Here is a 20,188-nt window from a genome sequence, read left to right as displayed (position 1 = left end):
TTATGGAGAGTTTGATCCTGGCTCAGAGTGAACGCTGGCGGCGTGCCTAATACATGCAAGTCGAACGATGAAGCTTTTAGCTTGCTAGAAGTGGATTAGTGGCGCACGGGTGAGTAAGGTATAGTTAATCTGCCCTACACAAGAGGACAACAGTTGGAAACGACTGCTAATACTCTATACTCCTGCTTAACATAAGTTGAGTAGGGAAAGTTTTTCGGTGTAGGATGAGACTATATAGTATCAGCTAGTTGGTAAGGTAATGGCTTACCAAGGCTATGACGCTTAACTGGTCTGAGAGGATGATCAGTCACACTGGAACTGAGACACGGTCCAGACTCCTACGGGAGGCAGCAGTAGGGAATATTGCGCAATGGGGGAAACCCTGACGCAGCAACGCCGCGTGGAGGATGACACTTTTCGGAGCGTAAACTCCTTTTCTTAGGGAAGAATTCTGACGGTACCTAAGGAATAAGCACCGGCTAACTCCGTGCCAGCAGCCGCGGTAATACGGAGGGTGCAAGCGTTACTCGGAATCACTGGGCGTAAAGGGCGCGTAGGCGGATTATCAAGTCTCTTGTGAAATCTAATGGCTTAACCATTAAACTGCTTGGGAAACTGATAGTCTAGAGTGAGGGAGAGGCAGATGGAATTGGTGGTGTAGGGGTAAAATCCGTAGATATCACCAAGAATACCCATTGCGAAGGCGATCTGCTGGAACTCAACTGACGCTAAGGCGCGAAAGCGTGGGGAGCAAACAGGATTAGATACCCTGGTAGTCCACGCCCTAAACGATGTACACTAGTTGTTGGGATGCTAGTCATCTCAGTAATGCAGCTAACGCATTAAGTGTACCGCCTGGGGAGTACGGTCGCAAGATTAAAACTCAAAGGAATAGACGGGGACCCGCACAAGCGGTGGAGCATGTGGTTTAATTCGAAGATACGCGAAGAACCTTACCTGGGCTTGATATCCTAAGAACCTTATAGAGATATGAGGGTGCTAGCTTGCTAGAACTTAGAGACAGGTGCTGCACGGCTGTCGTCAGCTCGTGTCGTGAGATGTTGGGTTAAGTCCCGCAACGAGCGCAACCCACGTATTTAGTTGCTAACGGTTCGGCCGAGCACTCTAAATAGACTGCCTTCGTAAGGAGGAGGAAGGTGTGGACGACGTCAAGTCATCATGGCCCTTATGCCCAGGGCGACACACGTGCTACAATGGCATATACAATGAGACGCAATACCGCGAGGTGGAGCAAATCTATAAAATATGTCCCAGTTCGGATTGTTCTCTGCAACTCGAGAGCATGAAGCCGGAATCGCTAGTAATCGTAGATCAGCCATGCTACGGTGAATACGTTCCCGGGTCTTGTACTCACCGCCCGTCACACCATGGGAGTTGATTTCACTCGAAGCCGGAATACTAAACTAGTTACCGTCCACAGTGGAATCAGCGACTGGGGTGAAGTCGTAACAAGGTAACCGTAGGAGAACCTGCGGTTGGATCACCTCCTTTCTAGAGTACAAAGTAATAAGTCTCACCACTATTACTTCAATATATAAACTCAATTGATTCTTGTTTAGATTTCAAAGATTGATGATAAAGCTAATTGTTTATGGGGAATTAGCTCAGCTGGGAGAGCGCCTGCTTTGCACGCAGGAGGTCAGCGGTTCGATCCCGCTATTCTCCACCATTTATTAAGGGCCTATAGCTCAGCTGGTTAGAGTGCACCCCTGATAAGGGTGAGGTCACAAGTTCAAGTCTTGTTAGGCCCACCATAAAAAAGATTTGAATAAAAAAGCTTTAAAATCTAAAGCAAGTATATAAAGTAGATTAAATATAAAATATAAACTCTATACTTAGATTTATTTTTATCTTTAGCTATAAAAGAATATACTTTAAATAGATATAAGTAGCATATACATTATGTATTTATATTTATAATGATTATATTAATATATATATACTTCCTTTAGGTTTTAAACCTAAATGTTCTTTTTAATTATCATTGTTAAGAGTCACAAGCAAGTTTTAATAAAAACAATTTTACAGGACTTGTTAAAGGATAAAACCTATTTATCTTTTCTTTGGTTTAACTTATATCTTTTAATTATCTTTATTTCTATAATAAAGAGAATATTAGATTTAAGATTTGTAAATTAAAGACAAGTTTCAAACTCACAGCTTAGTTAAGACTAAATCATTTAGTTCTATATTAAGTGTTTGAATGCTTTCCGTCTTAAGATAAAGAAGTCTTATCATAAAAACTTTAACAAGGAAGTGATGCGTTTTAGAATCAATAAAAAAGGTAGAAGTTAGGTTATATCTAACTTTTATGCAAATTGTTTTTTTAGCGATTAAGAATTGAAGCTTTATCTACATTAATTTTTTAATGAATGTTTAGTTTATTTCGTTTTAAGCCTAATATCTTTTAGGTTGGCGGGGTAGGTCTTTAGCTTTGGTTCTTTAGGATGAGCTTTGCTCATCTGCTAAAAGAACATCAAAAGGTAAGCTACTAAGAGCGAATGGTGGATGCCTTGACTGGTAAAGGCGATGAAGGACGTACTAGACTGCGATAAGCTACGGGGAGCTGTCAAGAAGCTTTGATCCGTAGATTTCCGAATGGGGCAACCCAATGTATAGAGATATACATTACCTATATAGGAGCGAACGAGGGGAATTGAAACATCTTAGTACCCTCAGGAAAAGAAATCAATAGAGATTGCGTCAGTAGCGGCGAGCGAAAGCGCAAGAGGGCAAACCCAGTGCTTGCACTGGGGGTTGTAGGACTGCAATGTGCAAGAGCTGAGTTTAGCAGAACATTCTGGAAAGTATAGCCATAGAGGGTGATAGTCCCGTATGCGAAAAACAAAGCTTAGCTAGCAGTATCCTGAGTAGGGCGGGACACGAGGAATCCTGTCTGAATCCGGGTCGACCACGATCCAACCCTAAATACTAATACCAGATCGATAGTGCACAAGTACCGTGAGGGAAAGGTGAAAAGAACTGAGGTGATCAGAGTGAAATAGAACCTGAAACCATTTGCTTACAATCATTCAGAGCACTATGTAGCAATACAGTGTGATGGACTGCCTTTTGCATAATGAGCCTGCGAGTTGTGGTGTCTGGCAAGGTTAAGCAAACGCGAAGCCGTAGCGAAAGCGAGTCTGAATAGGGCGCTTAGTCAGATGCTGCAGACCCGAAACGAAGTGATCTATCCATGAGCAAGTTGAAGCTAGTGTAAGAACTAGTGGAGGACTGAACCCATAGGCGTTGAAAAGCCCCGGGATGACTTGTGGATAGGGGTGAAAGGCCAATCAAACTTCGTGATAGCTGGTTCTCTCCGAAATATATTTAGGTATAGCGTTGTGTCGTAATATAAGGGGGTAGAGCACTGAATGGGCTAGGGCATACACCAATGTACCAAACCCTATCAAACTCCGAATACCTTATATGTAATCACAGCAGTCAGGCGGCGAGTGATAAAATCCGTCGTCAAGAGGGAAACAACCCAGACTACCAGCTAAGGTCCCTAAATCTTACTTAAGTGGAAAACGATGTGAAGTTACTTAAACAACCAGGAGGTTGGCTTAGAAGCAGCCATCCTTTAAAGAAAGCGTAATAGCTCACTGGTCTAGTGATTTTGCGCGGAAAATATAACGGGGCTAAAGTAAGTACCGAAGCTGTAGACTTGCACACAACTTAGATTATTTAAGTTTAGAATATAAAAAACTAAGTTATATGTTTTAAGTTATATTTTTACTGATTTTTATAGAGTAAAGATAGAAATAAAACTTAGTAAAATCAGTAAAAATATTCTTGGTTTAAAGTTTAAGTAGTTTAAGTTGTGTGCAAGTGGTAGGAGAGCGTTCTATTTGCGTCGAAGGTATACCGGTAAGGAGTGCTGGAGCGAATAGAAGTGAGCATGCAGGCATGAGTAGCGATAATTAATGTGAGAATCATTAACGCCGTAAACCCAAGGTTTCCTACGCGATGCTCGTCATCGTAGGGTTAGTCGGGTCCTAAGTCGAGTCCGAAAGGGGTAGACGATGGCAAATTGGTTAATATTCCAATACCAACATTAGTGTGCGATGGAAGGACGCTTAGGGCTAAGGGGGCTAGCGGATGGAAGTGCTAGTCTAAGGTTGTAGGAGCTTATACAGGCAAATCCGTATAAGAACACTCCGAGAACTGAAAGGCTTTTTGAAGTCTTCGGATGGATAGAAGAACCCCTGATGCCGTCGAGCCAAGAAAAGTTTCTAAGTTTAGCTAATGTTGCCCGTACCGTAAACCGACACAGGTGGGTGGGATGAGTATTCTAAGGCGCGTGGAAGAACTCTCTTTAAGGAACTCTGCAAAATAGCACCGTATCTTCGGTATAAGGTGTGGTTAGCTTCGTACTAGGATTTACTCCGAAAGCGAAGAAACTTACAACAAAGAGTCCCTCCCGACTGTTTACCAAAAACACAGCACTCTGCTAACTCGTAAGAGGATGTATAGGGTGTGACGCCTGCCCGGTGCTCGAAGGTTAATTGATGGGGTTAGCATTAGCGAAGCTCTTGATCGAAGCCCGAGTAAACGGCGGCCGTAACTATAACGGTCCTAAGGTAGCGAAATTCCTTGTCGGTTAAATACCGACCTGCATGAATGGCGTAACGAGATGGGAGCTGTCTCAAAGAGGGATCCAGTGAAATTGTAGTGGAGGTGAAAATTCCTCCTACCCGCGGCAAGACGGAAAGACCCCGTGGACCTTTACTACAGCTTGACACTGCTACTTGGATAAGAATGTGCAGGATAGGTGGGAGGCTTTGAGTATATGACGCCAGTTGTATATGAGCCGTTGTTGAGATACCACTCTTTCTTATTTGGGTAGCTAACCAGCTTGAGTTATCCTCAAGTGGGACAATGTCTGGTGGGTAGTTTGACTGGGGCGGTCGCCTCCCAAATAATAACGGAGGCTTACAAAGGTTGGCTCAGAACGGTTGGAAATCGTTCGTAGAGTATAAAGGTATAAGCCAGCTTAACTGCAAGACATACAAGTCAAGCAGAGACGAAAGTCGGTCTTAGTGATCCGGTGGTTCTGTGTGGAAGGGCCATCGCTCAAAGGATAAAAGGTACCCCGGGGATAACAGGCTGATCTCCCCCAAGAGCTCACATCGACGGGGAGGTTTGGCACCTCGATGTCGGCTCATCGCATCCTGGGGCTGGAGCAGGTCCCAAGGGTATGGCTGTTCGCCATTTAAAGCGGTACGCGAGCTGGGTTCAGAACGTCGTGAGACAGTTCGGTCCCTATCTGCCGTGGGCGTAAGAAGATTGAAGAGATTTGACCCTAGTACGAGAGGACCGGGTTGAACAAACCACTGGTGTAGCTGTTGTTCTGCCAAGAGCATCGCAGCGTAGCTAAGTTTGGAAAGGATAAACGCTGAAAGCATCTAAGCGTGAAGCCAACTCTAAGATGAATCTTCTCTAAGCTCTCTAGAAGACTACTAGTTTGATAGGCTGGGTGTGTAATGGATGAAAGTCCTTTAGCTGACCAGTACTAATAGAGCGTTTGGCTTATCTTTAATAAAGCATCACTTCCTTGTTAAGGTTTTTAAGAAAGCTTTGAATATAGATAATATTTAGAGTTTCATAGAAATCTTTCAAGTAGAGTTTATATTAGAACTTGCTCTTAACATTGTTTTTTAAGTATTCTATATAAAAACTTATCAAAGATAAAAGATAAGTAAAGAAGAAAGAAAAACAAAAGAAGAAAGAGAATAAAGAAAAAAGTAAAGAAATAAAAGATTAATCTTTATTTTTTAAATTCAATCTTTCAAAGAATATTTAAATAACAATGTCCGTGATTATACAGATGTGGAAACGCCTTGCTCCATCCCGAACCAAGAAGCTAAGCACATCGTGGGTGATGATACTACGCCTTACTGGCAGGGGGAAAGTAGCTCATTGCGGACTTGTTAAATGTCTTTATTGCTTACTTTATATATAAATCCTATGTTTATTTTTATTGTTGTTTTAGATGGTGCTTAGAATCGTGTTTAAAAAAGAGTTTGTTGCTGGTTAAGGTTTTTAAGAGAATAGGGTGTTTTTAGGGGTTTGGAAAGTTAAGTATATTTGTATGGATTGTATAAATTTAGTTCTTTTAAAAAAGTTGTTTGCGTGATCGGCTACTTGGTTTATTGATAGAATTTTAAATAAAAAATAGAAATTAATATATAAATTCACGATGAAATTGTTAATTTTATTAATTATTAAGTTTAATTAACATAAACTTTATATATAAAAGTTAATATAATTTAAATAAGATAATTTATATCTTAAACTATTTATTTCATAATTATATTATCTTAAAAATTTTATTTATAAGGTGTATCTTATGAAAAAGCTTATTTCTAAGGGAAAGGTTTTAACCCTATTACTTGGGGTGGGATTTGCTTTAAATGTGAGTAGTGCAGAAAATTCAAATGTTCTTATTCAAGGAGAAGCTGCACAAGATGGCGATACTAAACCAAGAACGCTTGAGGGTTATGTGCACCAAGAAGATGCGTTTTTTAAATATCTTAAAGAACATCATCCTATGTTTAAATATGAAAAAGAAGGTCGTATAGTAGGTAAATATGCTATTAGTGATAGGGAAGAAGAATATGTAGAATTTTCTAATGGTCCTACTTTTGCACAGCAAAACAATCTAGCTCATACTTCAGTGACTTATCGTTTAGGAATGGAATCTTTTTTAGATTTTCCAAATAAATTTGTAGGTCCAAAAAAATGTGGTGAATGTCATCCTGCTCAATATAAAGCTTGGGAAAGATCACGTCATGCAAAAACCGTTCGTTTTCCTGATGAGTTTGAAGAAGTAGGAAATGATTTAAAAAAACCTATGTATAACTCACAATCTACTATTTTACCAGATGGAATTTATCCTGATGATGTCTATGCTGTAATTGGAACACCTAGAACAAAATATGGTTTTATTGATAGATGGTTGGTTCGTGGAACTTATCATGTTGAAGATGGAAATCTTAGTAATATGACAGGAAAAATTGTAGCTGGCGGCAATCAATTCTCAAGGCTTTGGAGTGAGTTTTTAACACCTGAAATGACCAAAAAAATAGCAGAATTTTCTCCAGGTTTCCCTACTACTATGGAACAATTTGGAGGTAATGGCTCTCAAGTTTGGGGAACAAATTCTTATGCAGCACAATATCGTAAAAATATGCTTTTTCAGCCTGCAAGTTCTTATTGTGAAACCTGTCATAGTTTTAAATTTGATTTTAAAAGCAAAGAAGAATTTTATAAAGCTTTAGGAAATACTCAAGAGCTTAGAAAACATACAATTTCAAAAGGTATTTCTTGTGAAGAATGTCATGGTGCAGGTGCTCATCTTTATGGTGCTAGAGGTGCAGGTATGCCATCAAACTGCGAAAGATGTCATCAAAGATTTTCTTATAATGAAGAAGATGCTAAGAAAAATCCTAGAAAACCATTTAATGCCTTCTTCAAATCTAGCTGTCCAGCTTGTGGAACTGAAGGTGCGCAAATGTATAGTTCAGCTCACTATGATAAGGGTATGAGATGTTCTACTTGCCACGATCCTCATGAGGTTACTTTCAATGATTGGAAAGATGGATATACTAAAGTAGGGCTTAAAAAAACTTGTACAGATTGTCATGACACACAAGCTAGCTTCTTTAAACAAGGAGGAATTCATTCAAAAGATAATTGTACAGCTTGTCACATGCCAAATATGATGAGTTGTGAAAACTTTGGAGCAGTTCAAAATCCCGATAAAGGTGGATTTGATAATGTTAGAGCTTCTCACATTTGGAAAATAAAAGTTGATAAAACTGCTAAAACTCTTAATCCGCCAGAAGGTAAAGAAAGATCTCCAAAAACTCCAGGATGGACCATCGCTAGAGATGATGATGGAAGATTTTTCCTTGATTTAATGTGGGCTTGTGGACGTACAAGTTTTAGTGATCCAAATTTAATGGGGTCAGGTGCAAGTGGATGTCACAGTGCGGTTCAATCAAATTTACCTAAAAAACTTCATTTTACAGATCAAGAGACTATCTACGACATTGTTGTAGGTTGGCAAAAACCTGTAAAAGATGGATATGAAAATATTCTTAAAGGCGTGAAAGAAATTGATAAAGCTATGGCTGAAAATCCTAAACTTTCTGTAGAGAAAAAATCTCGTGTTATTACTTTGGCAAATCAAGCAAGGGCTATTACAGAAAAATTGCAAAAAGATGGTTCTTGGGGTGTGCATGGTCCTGTTTACTCCAAAAAAATAGTAGATGAGGCTTTGGTTTATATACAAGAAGCTAAAAATATTTTAAAATAAAATTTTCGCCCATTTTTTGGGCGAGTTTAAGGAGTAAATTTTGAAACAAAGTTTAATAAAATTTATATTGCTTGCTGTTTTTTGTTTTTCAACCCCTTTTTTACTTGCCGACGGAAAAATTCAAATAGGTATAGTTGAAGGTGTAACTCCTATCAGCATGAAAGATGCTGAAAAACTTTTAGGGCAAAAAAATGTATATTTTGTGGATGTTAATTCCAAGGAAGAAAGAGAAGTTGCAGGTAATATACCTAATGCTGTTTTAGTTGATGCGCAAAATTGGCAAAATTTATTACCTGATGATTTTAATGCAACTTTAATTTTTTATGGGTCGAATCGTTTTACTTTTGATGCTTCTAATATTGCAAATTTAAGCCAAAAATTAGGCTATACCCATGTTTATGTTATGTTAGATGGTATAGAATCTTGGGTGCTTTCTGGAAGAAAAGTTCAAAAAGAACAAATAGAAAAATGGCAAAACGCTAAAAATTTAGATGATTTTAAAGATAGTATTCATTCAAGAATGTATTTTGGAGATGTTCCAAGTTGTAGGGATTGCCACGGAAAAGGCGAAGATAAAAAATCTATTCGCTACAATAATGCTGCAAATTTAGATCTTATCAATAAAAACTGTGCAAGTTGTCATAAAGATATAGATAAAGAATTTAAACACAGCATTCATCAAAATATCAGCCAAATACAACTTGATAAAGATGGAAAAAAGAAAAAAATTCCAACTTGTACCACTTGTCATGATATCCACAACAACGATCCGTTAATGAATGCAATGACCTTAAAACAAAGAAGTGATTTTAAATGCGGTGAATGTCATCAAGATAAACAAGATCGCTATCATGATACTTTTCATGGTAAGGCTATGGTATTAAATAGTCCCGGTAGTGCTCCAAAAATCGCAGCCTGTTATGATTGTCACGGCAAACACAATATTTTAAAAGTTGAAGATTTAAACTCAACCCTATCGTCTTTAAATCGTGTTCAAACTTGTGCACAGTGTCATCCAAATTCTAATGAAAATTTTGCCAATTTTATTGCACATGCTGATCATAGTGATGGAGAAAACTATCCTTTACTTCACGGTGCTTATATCTTTATGACCGCTTTAGTGATAGGAGTTTTTGTATTCTTTGGTTTGCATACTTTACTTTGGAGTATAAGACTGATTTTAGCAAGATTTTCACATCCTGCAGAATGGAAAAAAGCAAAAGAAAATGCACACAATGACAAGGTTTTAATCAAACGTTTTTCAACCTTCCATAAAATTCAGCATTTCTTTATGGCGGCAAGTTTCTTAGGACTTGCTTTCTCGGGTTTGCCGCAAAAATTTTATACCGCTCCTTGGGCACAAACCATGATAGATCTTATAGGCGGACCAATCGGTGCAACCATAGTGCATCATATTAGTGCTATTGTTATGTTTATAGTCTTTTTCTCTCATATTGGAGAAATCATACTTGTAAACTGGAAAAGAAGAGATTTAGTGCGTGATCCACAAACAGGAAAACTTGATAAAATGAAAATTTTAAAAGCCCTTTTTGGACCTGATTCTTTAATGCCAAATTGGCAAGACTTTAAAGATATGAAAGCACATTTTAAATGGTTCTTTGGCATGGGCGAAAGACCACAATTTGACCGCTGGACTTATTGGGAAAAATTTGATTATCTAGCAGTATTTTGGGGTATGTTTGTTATAGGACTTTCAGGATTGGTTTTATGGTTCCCTACTTTCTTTAGTACCTTTTTACCAGGTTGGATGATCAATCTTTGTTCTTTAGTGCATTCTGATGAAGCTTTACTTGCAACAGGATTTATCTTTGCAATCCACTTCTTCAATACTCATTTTAGAGCAGATCGCTTCCCTATGGATATGGTAATTTTCTCAGGAACCCAAAGTGAAGCCGAGATTAAACAAGAAAGAAATGCGTATTATCAACGCCTAAAAGAAAGCGGAAAGCTTGAAAGTTTATATGAGAAAAACTCTAAATTTAATTCTTATAAAGGCATTGCTAAATTAGCAGGTTATTTGATGCTGATTACAGGAATGATCTTTTTATTCTTGATGATTTATGCTTTTATAGTGGATTTATTAAAATAATAATTGCCTAGATTTTCTAGGCAATTTTAAATGAAAGGATTTGATGTTAAAAAAACTGATTTTAGGATTTATAATATTATTATTTTGTGCTTGTAATGATGAAAAAATAGATGAAAATATTCTTTCCAAAGGAACAAAAACTACAGAACAATACAAACAAGATACAAACAATCTTGATCTCAACTCTTACAAAGAAATCGCAGAATTTTTTAAAGACAATCAAAATATTGTTTTTTCTGACAAACCTGTGCTAATTATTTTTAGTGCAAATAATTGTGTTTATTGCGATAAATTAAAACACGAAATTCAAAACAACAAAGAAGTTCAAAATATCTTAAAAAACACATATAATTCTTATTATATCAATACAAGTTATCATAAAATTCATAATTACGACAATAAAAAAACAAGCACAGAAGAACTTTCAAGAGAATTTAATATAGACGCTACGCCTACTTTGGTATTTTTTACTCCTAAACATAAAACTTTACTAATTTATCCTGGTTTTATGAGTGCTAAACGCCTTGCTTTGACTATGGAAATTTTAAAAGATGAAAAAAATCAAAAGCTTAATGAAGATGAGCTTTTTAAAACACTTTTTCTAGCATACAAGGAGAAAAATGTTTAAGAAAATCTTTTTTTCCTTTTGGATGAGTCTTATTTTACTTTTTATCTATGCTCTTTCTTGTGCAGTAGCGACTTTTGTCGAAAATGATTTTGGCACAAATGCTGCTAAAGCCTTAGTTTATAATGCTTTATGGTTTGATATCTTACACCTTTTGCTTTTAATCAATCTTATAGGTATTATTTTTATACACAAACTTTTACAAAGAAAAAAATATGCTTCCTTGCTCTTGCATAGTGCTTTTATAGTAATTTTACTTGGCGCTGCAATCACGCGTTATTTTGGCATAGAAGGAGGTATGCACATTAGAGAAGGACAAAGTTCTGATATCATTGTGACAAGAGATGAATTTATAGCCTTAATGCTTTATAATGATGAAGGTAAGGTTATAGAATATCAATCCTTTGGAGTAGCTTTTAATCCTTTACTCCATAATAGTTTTGAAAAAAAAGTTTCCATGCAGCAAAATAAAACTATAAATTTAAAACTACTTGATTATGAAAAAGCTCCTAATGCAATGAGCAATCCTATCATCAAAATGCAAATTTCTTTTAATAATGAAAGCAAAGAAATTTTACTCACTCCAAATTACAACAATGAAAATGTTTTACCTTTTAGATTAGGAGGTGAAATTTTTGCACTCAACTGGGGTCCTGAAGAGATTAAACTGCCTTTTTCTTTGGCTTTAAAAGATTTTATCCTTGATCGCTACGCAGGTTCTATGAGTCCTTCTTCTTATGCTTCAGATATCGAAGTGATCGATCAAGATAAAAGTTTTGAGTATAAAATTTTTATGAATAATGTTTTAGATTATGGCGGATATAGATTTTTTCAAAGTTCTTATGATCAAGACGAACAAGGCACCATACTTTCAGTCAATAAAGATCCTGGAAAAATTCCAACCTATATAGGCTATACTTTGCTGACTTTAGGTTTTTTATGGATTTTATTTGCTAAAAACTCAAGATTTCAAAAATTATCAAACTATCTTAAAAATCAAAAAAATCTTTTATTAATTCTTTTTTGTCTTTTTGCTTTTAACATAAAAAGTTTTGCCGATGAAAATACCTTAAAGCTTATACAAAATATCAAAGAAAATTCTGCGAAACATTCTATGCTTTTTGGAAGCTTACTTGTGCAAGACTTTGATGGCAGGATAAAACCTATCGATACTTTAGCGATGAATTACATCCATAAGATTACCAAAAAAAATGATTTTTTAGGTTTAAACTATAATCAAATTTTTCTTGGTATGATGATGTATCCACAACATTTCAGACAAATAAAAATGATTAGCGTAAAAACTGCAAAGCTAAAAGAAATTTTAGGTGTAGATAAAAATGAAAAATATCTTGCTTATGATGATGTTTTTGATGGAGATTTTTACAAACTTTCAAACTATATAGAAGAAGCAAACCGCAAAAAACCTGCTCTAAGAGATCAGTTTGATAAAGATATTTTAGCTCTTGATGAAAAAATCAACACTGCTTTTTATATCTATAGCGGAGAAATTTTTAGAATATTTCCTGATCCAAGTCAAAAAACCTATACTTGGTATTCTCCTACTACACCTATGCCTTTTGATTTAAAGGATATAGAAAATATACAAAGCTTATTGGCAAAATATTTTTTTGATTTTGAACAAGCTTTTAGTACCAAAGATTTTTCTAAAGCCGATGAAAGTTTAGAAAGACTTAAAAATTTCCAAAATTTTTATAGATCAAATCTTATCCCTACACCTACTCAAATTTCTTTAGAGCTTTTTTTAAATCATTATAATATTTTTGACAATCTCACCCCTATTTATCTTTTACTAGGTAGTATGCTTTTTATCTTATTAGTCTATGAAATTTTAAGCCTTAAAAAAGCTCCAAAAATGCTTAAAAATGCCATTTTTATTCTCATTGCTTTAAGTGTTTTAGCTCATGCTTTAGCTTTAATCTTTCGTTGGTATGTAGGAGATCACGCTCCTTGGAGTAATGCTTATGAAAGTATGGTTTATATAGCTTTTGCTTGTGCTTTTGCGGGACTTGTTTTTTACAAAAGATCTTCTTTAGCGCTTTGTACTGCAAGTATTATGGCTGGAATTTCTCTTTTTGTAGCACATCTTGGTTTTATGGATCCACAAATTACAAATCTTGTGCCCGTTTTAAAATCCTATTGGCTTAATATCCATGTTTCTATCATCACTGCAAGCTATGGATTTTTAGGACTTTGCTTTTTGCTTGGAGTATTTAGCTTGATTTTATTTATGTTAAGAAATCCAAAAAAAGCTCAAATAGATCAAAGTATTTTAAACTTACATTGTATCAACGAAATGGCGATGATAATAGGACTTGCTTTACTCACTATAGGAAATTTCTTAGGTGGAGTTTGGGCAAACGAAAGCTGGGGAAGATACTGGGGTTGGGATTCTAAAGAAACTTGGGCTTTAATTTCTATTATTGTTTATACTATGATTTTACATCTTAGATTTATCTCAAAATTTAACAATCCTTACGCCTTTGCAAGTGCGAGTGTTATAGGATTTTATTCTATTTTAATGACTTATTTTGGGGTAAATTTCTATCTATCAGGATTGCATTCTTATGCAGCAGGAGATCCTGTGCCTGTGCCTAAATTTTTATATTTTTTCATTGCTTTTACAGTGATTTTAATTTTAGGAGCATTTTTTAAAAGAAGACTTAAAAATCCTGTATAAATTTACCCTTGAAATTTCAAGGGTAAATAAGAAGTTAGAATTCTTTTCTTGTATCCATAGAACCTACGATTTTTCCAGTTTTTGGATCGACCATGATAGCATTTACATCACCCATATAAGGTTCTTTTGTGATTTTATAGCCCATTTTTTCAAGATTGTTTTGCACATCTTTGATGATTCCAAAAGGCTCTGTTCTGATTTCATCAGGTAGCCACTGCATGTGAAATCTTGGAGATTCTACCGCTGTTGATATATCCATTTTATGATCGATCACATTTGAAATCACTTGTAAAACTGTCGTGATGATCCTAGAACCACCTGGGCTACCTACTACCATAAATACTTTTCCATCTTTTAGTATGATAGTTGGACTCATAGAGCTTAAAGGTCTTTTTTTAGGTTCTATAGCATTAGCTTCTCCGCCTACAAGTTCGTATAAATTTGGCACCCCTGGTTTGATTGAAAAATCATCCATTTCATCATTGAGTAAAAACCCTGCCCCTTCAACCGCAGCACCTGAACCATAACTCGCATTGATAGTATAGGTAATGCTTACAGCATTGCCTTTGCTATCTAGCACAGAATAATGAGTGGTATTATGTCCTTCGTGAATTTGTCCTAAACCAGGTTTTACTTTTGAGCTTGGTAAAGCCTTGTCTTTTGGAATTTTTGCATAAATTTCTTTGGCGTATTCTTTGCTTGTAAGTTTATCAAGTGGGATTTTTACAAAATCAGGATCACCCATGTATTCTGATCTATCCGCATAAGCTTGACGCATAGCTTCAGCCATTATGTGTAAAGTTTTAGAGCTTGCAAAGCCTAAATTTTCTATATTGGCATTTTCCATGATATTTAAAATTTCGATGATATGAGCACCCCCACTGCTAGGTGGCGACATGGAAATGATATCATAACCCCTATAAGTGCCTTCTACAGGTTTTCTCCAAATAGCTTGGTATTGTGCTAGATCTTCTTTAGTGATAATGCCTTTGTTTTTAGCCATATCCGTTGCTATTAAATCAGCGATTTTTCCCTTATAAAAAGCATCAGGACCTTCCTTTGCGATAAGTTTTAAAGTTTTTGCTAGATCTTTTTGGACAAATAAATCCCCGCTTTTATAAGTGCTACCATCTTTTTTAAGGAAATATTTGCTTGAACTAGGAAATTCTTTAAACATATCTTTAGCTTCTAGCATGGTTTGTTCTTGTCTATCATTGATGAGATAACCTTTTTCAGCTAGTTTTATAGCAGGAGCCATCAAGTCTTTTAGTTTCATAGTGCCGTAGCGATCAAGCATAGCACTCATACCTTTAACCGTTCCTGGTACTCCAGCAGCTAGATAACCTATAGTTGAAGCATCTTTTATAACTTCTCCTTTGCTATCAAGATACATATCTCTGCTTGCTTTTAAAGGTGCCATTTCTCTAAAATCAAGCGTGGTATTTTCTCCATTGGCTAGATGAATGACTGCAAAGCCACCACCACCTATGTTTCCTGCTGCAGGATGCACTACAGCCAAAACATAACCTACTGCTACAGCTGCATCTATGGCATTTCCGCCTTTGTCAAGAACTTCTTTGCCTATTTTATTGGCTAGTTCATGACTTGATAAAACAAGTCCTGTGCCCGTTCTATCTTGTATAGGTGGATTAGCTGCACCAAAACTTAGCGTGATTGAAATCGCAAATATAGCTAAATAACGCATTTTACTTCTTTTTAATGATATATAGAATTATTGTAACAAAACTAGGGGTATTGATAAATTTAAAAAATGATATATTTTTATAAAAATATTTAAAATTTTAAAATTTTGTATAAAATATTCTCATTTTATATAATTATTTTTTTATAAAATTACAAAAAGTAACTTTTAAATTTTATACCAAACTTGAGATTTTTTTGCTAAAATATTTAAAATTTATTGAAAGTGCAATATGAAATTTGAAGCTATAAATGAAAAAGAATTTTTAAGTCCCTACCACCGCAAAAAGCCTATCTTAGAAACAGAATTAAACGAATTTATCAAAACTTTAAAAGACTATAAAATAAATTTAGAAAACAATCTCAAAAACAACGAAGATTCCCTTGTGGCAAATGCTCTTAGCAAATTTTTTGAAAATTTATCTTTCCAATGCGAAGTCAAAAGCATACACAAAGGCAACAGCGGTATAGACTTAGCCTTAAAAAAAGATGGCCTTACTCAAGTCATCATCGAAGCAAAATTGCCTAATTCTAGAGAATTTTTTAGCCCAAGCAAACCTAATTGCAAAGCTTTGCATGAGTGCATTTTATACTATCTTCGCGAAAGAAAAGCGTTAAATTCATCGCTTAAGCACATCATCATCACGGATTTTTATAGCTTTTTTATCTTTAAGGCGGATTTGTTTGAAGAGCTTTTTAACAAAAGCAAGTATTTTAAAGAAGCTTTTGAAAATTTTGAAAGCAAAAACTCGCTTTTTAAAGGCAATACCGACGAAATTTATAAAGAATTTGAAAAGATTTTAAATGGCGATAGCACTTTAAAAGGGCTTTTTGTGGATTTAAAACCTATCTTAGAGCAAGATAAATTAAGCTTTAGTAAGCTTAAGCCTTTGTTCAAAATTTTTAGCAAGGATTGTTTGCTAAGTGAGTTTAACCCCAACGATGCAAATTCACTCAACAACGCTTTTTACAAAGAACTTTTATACATCTTAGGGCTTTATGAGAGCAAACAAAACTCAAAACTCATCATCGCAAAAAGTGAAGAAAGCAAAGAAGAGCAAGGCACTTTCTACACCGCTATAAACTCTAAGCTTAAAGAAGAAAATTTTGAAACCATCTTAAAACTTTTGATCTTATGGCTTAATCGCATTTTGTTTTTAAAGCTTATAGAGTCAAATTTGGTGCGTTTTAATGATGATAAAAATTTGAAATTTTTAAATTTCAAAAAAATCCCTGATTTTGACAAGCTTAGCGAACTTTTCTTTGAAGTCTTAGCCAAAGAAAAAAGCACGAGAAAGAAAAGCGAATTTGCTTATCTGCCTTATCTAAATTCTTCTTTGTTTGAAAAACAAAGCATAGAAAACACACTTGAAATTTCAAGCTTAAGTAATGACTTAAAGCTTTTTTACTATAAAAACACCGTGCTAAAAGATGATAAATGCAAGGCTAAAAAAGGACAAGTGGGGCTTTTGGAATACTTGTTTGAATTTTTAGATAGCTTTGATTTTGGTAGCGATGATGAGCAAAGCGAAATTTTAAGCCAAAAAGAACTCATAAGTTCAAGCGTTTTAGGAAATGTGTTTGAAAAACTCAATGGCTACAAAGAAGGGAGCTTTTACACGCCAAGCTTTATCACTTCTTATATGTGTAAAGAAAGTATCACAAAAGTTGTGATTGATAAATTCAATGCTCAATTTGATCTTGATGCTAAAAATATAAACGAACTAAGAAAGTCTTTAAGAAAAGAAGACAAAAAAGCACAAAAAGAGCTTTTAAACTCTATAAAAATTTGCGATCCTGCAGTGGGAAGTGGGCATTTTTTGGTTTCTGCTTTAAATGTTATGTTGAGCATTTATGATGAGCTAAATCTTTTTGATGAAGAGTTTTACCTAGAAGTACAAAACGATGAAATTCTCATCACGGGTAGAAAAGGCGAGTTTATAGAGTATAAACGCCCAAGTACGCCTAAAGATAAAGCCCATCTTATCCAGCAAGAACTTTTTCATACCAAAAAAGACATCATAGAAAACAACCTTTTTGGAGTCGATATCAACCCTAACTCATGCGAGATCACCAAACTAAGGCTTTGGATAGAGCTTTTAAAACACAGTTTTTATCAAAGCTTTGATGATGAGAATTATCATGATCTTAAAACATTGCCAAACATCGATATAAACATAAAATGCGGAAATTCTTTGGTATCTTACTTTGAAACAGGCAAAAGCCTAAACCACTATCCTAACATCAAAGAACGTATGGGCAAATACAAACGCACAGTAAAAGACTATAAAGAAGGCTTTTACACAGATAAAAGCCACATCAGCCAAGAGATAAAAAATCTCCAAGAAAGCTTTAAAAATTTTTGCTTGAAAGATAAATTTAACAAAGAGATCAAGCAGCTCACAAATGGGGCAAACGAGTATTCTAAAAAATACGGCGATTTTTTAGCCGATGAACATCACGATGAAAAATTTAAAAGCTTTTTTTCTAAAAATATGTTTGAATTCAGTTTTGATGAAAAAGTAGCAAGAAAAGAATTTAAAAAGCTTTTAGAGCTTTATGAGCGTATTTTCGAACTAGAAAAATCACATCCTTTTGAATGGCGTTTTGAATTCCCTGAAATTTTGGACGATGAAGGAAATTTCAAAGGCTTTGATCTCATCATCGGCAATCCGCCTTATATAAGACAAGAAGAGCTTAAAGAGCTAAAACCTCATCTAGCTAAAAACTATAAAGTTTATAAAGGCACGAGTGATATTTATACTTATTTTTATGAGCTAGGATTTAATGTTTTAAAAGATAGGGGGGGGGGTATTGAGCTATATCACTTCTAACAAATACACGCGTGCAGGATATGGGGAAGCTTTGCGTGAATTTTTGCTTAAAAATGTTAAGTTTTTAGAATATACTGATTTAAACGGCATAAAAGTTTTTGATAGTGCTACGGTGGATACTTCCATACTTTGTTTTGAAAAATTAAAAAGCAAAGATAATAAATTCAAATACCTTTCTTTAAACAATGAAATTTTAAAAACTTGTGCCTATAACATCGGCTTATATAAGGACTTTGCAGAATTTTCGCAAAATTCTTTAAGCAAAGAAAGCTTCACTTTTAGCGATGAGAATACTAGTGCTTTAAAGGCTAAGATAGAACGCATAGGAACTCCGCTTAAAGAATGGTATGGGCTTAATATCAACTATGGGATAAAAACAGGCTATAACGAAGCCTTTATCATCACTACTGAAAAAAGAAATGAAATTTTAGCAAATTGCAAAGATGAAGCTGAAAAAGAACGCACCGCCAAACTCATACGCAAAATGCTACGCGGACGCGATATAAAAAGATATAGCTATGAATGGGCGGGGCTTTGGGTGATAAATACTCACAATGGCTATAAAAGCAAAAATGGAGAAAAAACAGAAGCGATAAATATAGAGTATTATCCTAGTTTAAAAAAGTATTTTGATGAATTTTATCCACAATTAGAAAAAAGAGCTGATAAAGGCTTGACTCCTTATAATCTTAGAAATTGTGCTTATTTAGATGAATTTGAAAAGGAAAAGATAGTTTGGAACCCAGTAAGCGGAGAATATTTATTTTCTTATATTAAAGAACATATATTTTTTAATAATTCTTTGTTTATGATGACTTTAGATGTTTTTAGTTTGAAGTATATATTAGCTTTTATGAATTCTAATTGTTATAAATGGCTAATTACTTTAAAAACAAATTTAATACAAACAGGTTCTTATGCTTATGGAGCTAAAGATAAAATAGAAAGACTTCCTATACCAAAAATAAATTCAAAAAATGAAAAATTAGCCAATGAGCTTATAAATTTAGTCGATGAGATTTTAAAAGCCAAAGAGCAAGACAAAAACGCAAACACCCAAGAACTAGAAAACAAAATCAATTCTTTGGTTTATAAACTTTACAATCTCACTGATGATGAGATAAAAATCATAGAAAGGAAATAATGGAAGAACTAACAAAAGAACAAGCAATAGCAGACATAGCTGAAAAACTAAATATACAAAAAGATAAAATATTATATATAGAGCATTCTGATTTATTCCAAATAAATGATTGCGTTATACCTGTTATTGCTGATAATATTAAAGTTTTCCAAGAATATAATTTGTATTTTTATAGATGTACAATACCAAATTTAATTTTAGAAATTACAACAAAATCTTTAGAATTTAAAATGTGTTGTTTTGAAAGCAGTTTTATAATAAGAAATAATTTTGATGGATATATTTCAATTCAAGATAGTATTTTTGAAAAAGATTTTGGTATTTTTTGGGTAAAAAAAGAAATATATAAAATAAATGTTTGTAAAAATATTTTTAAAGATGTAAGTATTTTTGAAAATAAAATTTTAAATTTTAATTTTGAAGAAAATTCAATACAAAATATTAGTATATGCAATAATTTATTTACAAAAGAAGCTTATTTTAATGCTAATAGCTTTAATTATGAATGTATATTTTTTAAAAACTCATTTGAAAATTTATCTTTTTATGAAGCTAATTTTGAAAAATCTTTTATATTTTTTCAAAATATTATAAAAGGAAATTTAAATGCTATAAATGCAAATTTAAATTTTACTTTTGATAATTTAGAAGAAAAAATCAAACAAAAATATGAAGAGTTTAATAAAAATAAAAAAGAAGAAGATCAAAAATCCTTAGATAAATTTGCAA

The 20,188-nt window shown here is 34.4% G+C and carries 5 protein-coding genes, 2 tRNA genes, 3 rRNA genes and 2 pseudogenes; 11 read left to right on the top strand and 1 reads right to left on the bottom strand.

The genetic code is table 11. From position 1 onward, the window contains the following. The 9 genes from AJ932_RS09135 (at window position 1) to ccsA (ending at window position 13,780) form a co-directional block, all read left to right on the top strand. Window positions 1–1,512 (top strand): 16S ribosomal RNA (locus AJ932_RS09135). Between the two features lie 102 nt (window positions 1,513–1,614). Beyond that, window positions 1,615–1,690, top strand: a tRNA-Ala gene (locus tag AJ932_RS09130). A gap of 8 nt (window positions 1,691–1,698) precedes the next feature. Then, window positions 1,699–1,775: transfer RNA gene (locus tag AJ932_RS09125), tRNA-Ile, on the top strand. 727 nt (window positions 1,776–2,502) lie between these two features. Next, window positions 2,503–5,561: ribosomal RNA gene (locus AJ932_RS09120) — 23S ribosomal RNA — on the top strand. Window positions 5,562–5,835: 274 nt separating this feature from the next. Then, window positions 5,836–5,952: ribosomal RNA gene (gene rrf, locus AJ932_RS09115) — 5S ribosomal RNA — on the top strand. Together the 16S, 23S and 5S rRNA genes with 2 tRNA genes alongside form the textbook arrangement of a ribosomal RNA operon. Window positions 5,953–6,373: 421 nt before the next feature. After that, window positions 6,374–8,344 (top strand): cytochrome c3 family protein, encoded by a 1,971-nt coding sequence (locus tag AJ932_RS09110; protein WP_070276091.1) that lies wholly within the window; start codon window positions 6,374–6,376, stop codon window positions 8,342–8,344. A gap of 40 nt (window positions 8,345–8,384) precedes the next feature. Next, window positions 8,385–10,454 (top strand): rhodanese-like domain-containing protein, encoded by a 2,070-nt coding sequence (locus AJ932_RS09105; RefSeq protein ID WP_002860875.1) that lies wholly within the window; start codon window positions 8,385–8,387, stop codon window positions 10,452–10,454. Window positions 10,455–10,497: 43 nt separating this feature from the next. Further along, a complete protein-coding gene (locus AJ932_RS09100) occupies window positions 10,498–11,082 on the top strand; it encodes a SoxW family protein (RefSeq protein WP_002854502.1) in 585 nt (194 codons plus the stop codon). Continuing rightward, window positions 11,075–13,780, top strand: coding sequence for a cytochrome c biogenesis protein CcsA (gene ccsA, locus AJ932_RS09095; protein ID WP_070278766.1), 2,706 nt, complete (start codon window positions 11,075–11,077; stop codon window positions 13,778–13,780). Before AJ932_RS09100 ends, ccsA begins: the two co-directional genes overlap by 8 nt. Window positions 13,781–13,814: 34 nt before the next feature. On the opposite strand, the gene ggt is transcribed toward ccsA, so the two are convergent. After that, window positions 13,815–15,485: a gamma-glutamyltransferase gene (ggt, locus tag AJ932_RS09090; RefSeq protein WP_070278765.1), complete on the bottom strand. Its 1,671-nt coding sequence runs from the start codon at window positions 15,483–15,485 to the stop codon at window positions 13,815–13,817. A 229-nt stretch (window positions 15,486–15,714) separates the two neighbouring features. Between ggt and AJ932_RS09085 the strand changes: the two are divergent. Continuing rightward, window positions 15,715–19,459, top strand: a pseudogene (locus tag AJ932_RS09085) (class I SAM-dependent DNA methyltransferase). Further along, window positions 19,459–20,188, top strand: a pseudogene (locus tag AJ932_RS10880) (pentapeptide repeat-containing protein); the annotation flags it as partial. The pseudogenes AJ932_RS09085 and AJ932_RS10880, both read left to right, overlap by 1 nt.

The sequence above is a fragment of the Campylobacter sp. BCW_6873 genome (assembly GCF_001762365.1).
In the GTDB taxonomy this organism is placed as follows: Bacteria; Campylobacterota; Campylobacteria; order Campylobacterales; family Campylobacteraceae; genus Campylobacter_D; species Campylobacter_D jejuni.
This window is presented reverse-complemented; position numbering and strand designations above follow the sequence as displayed.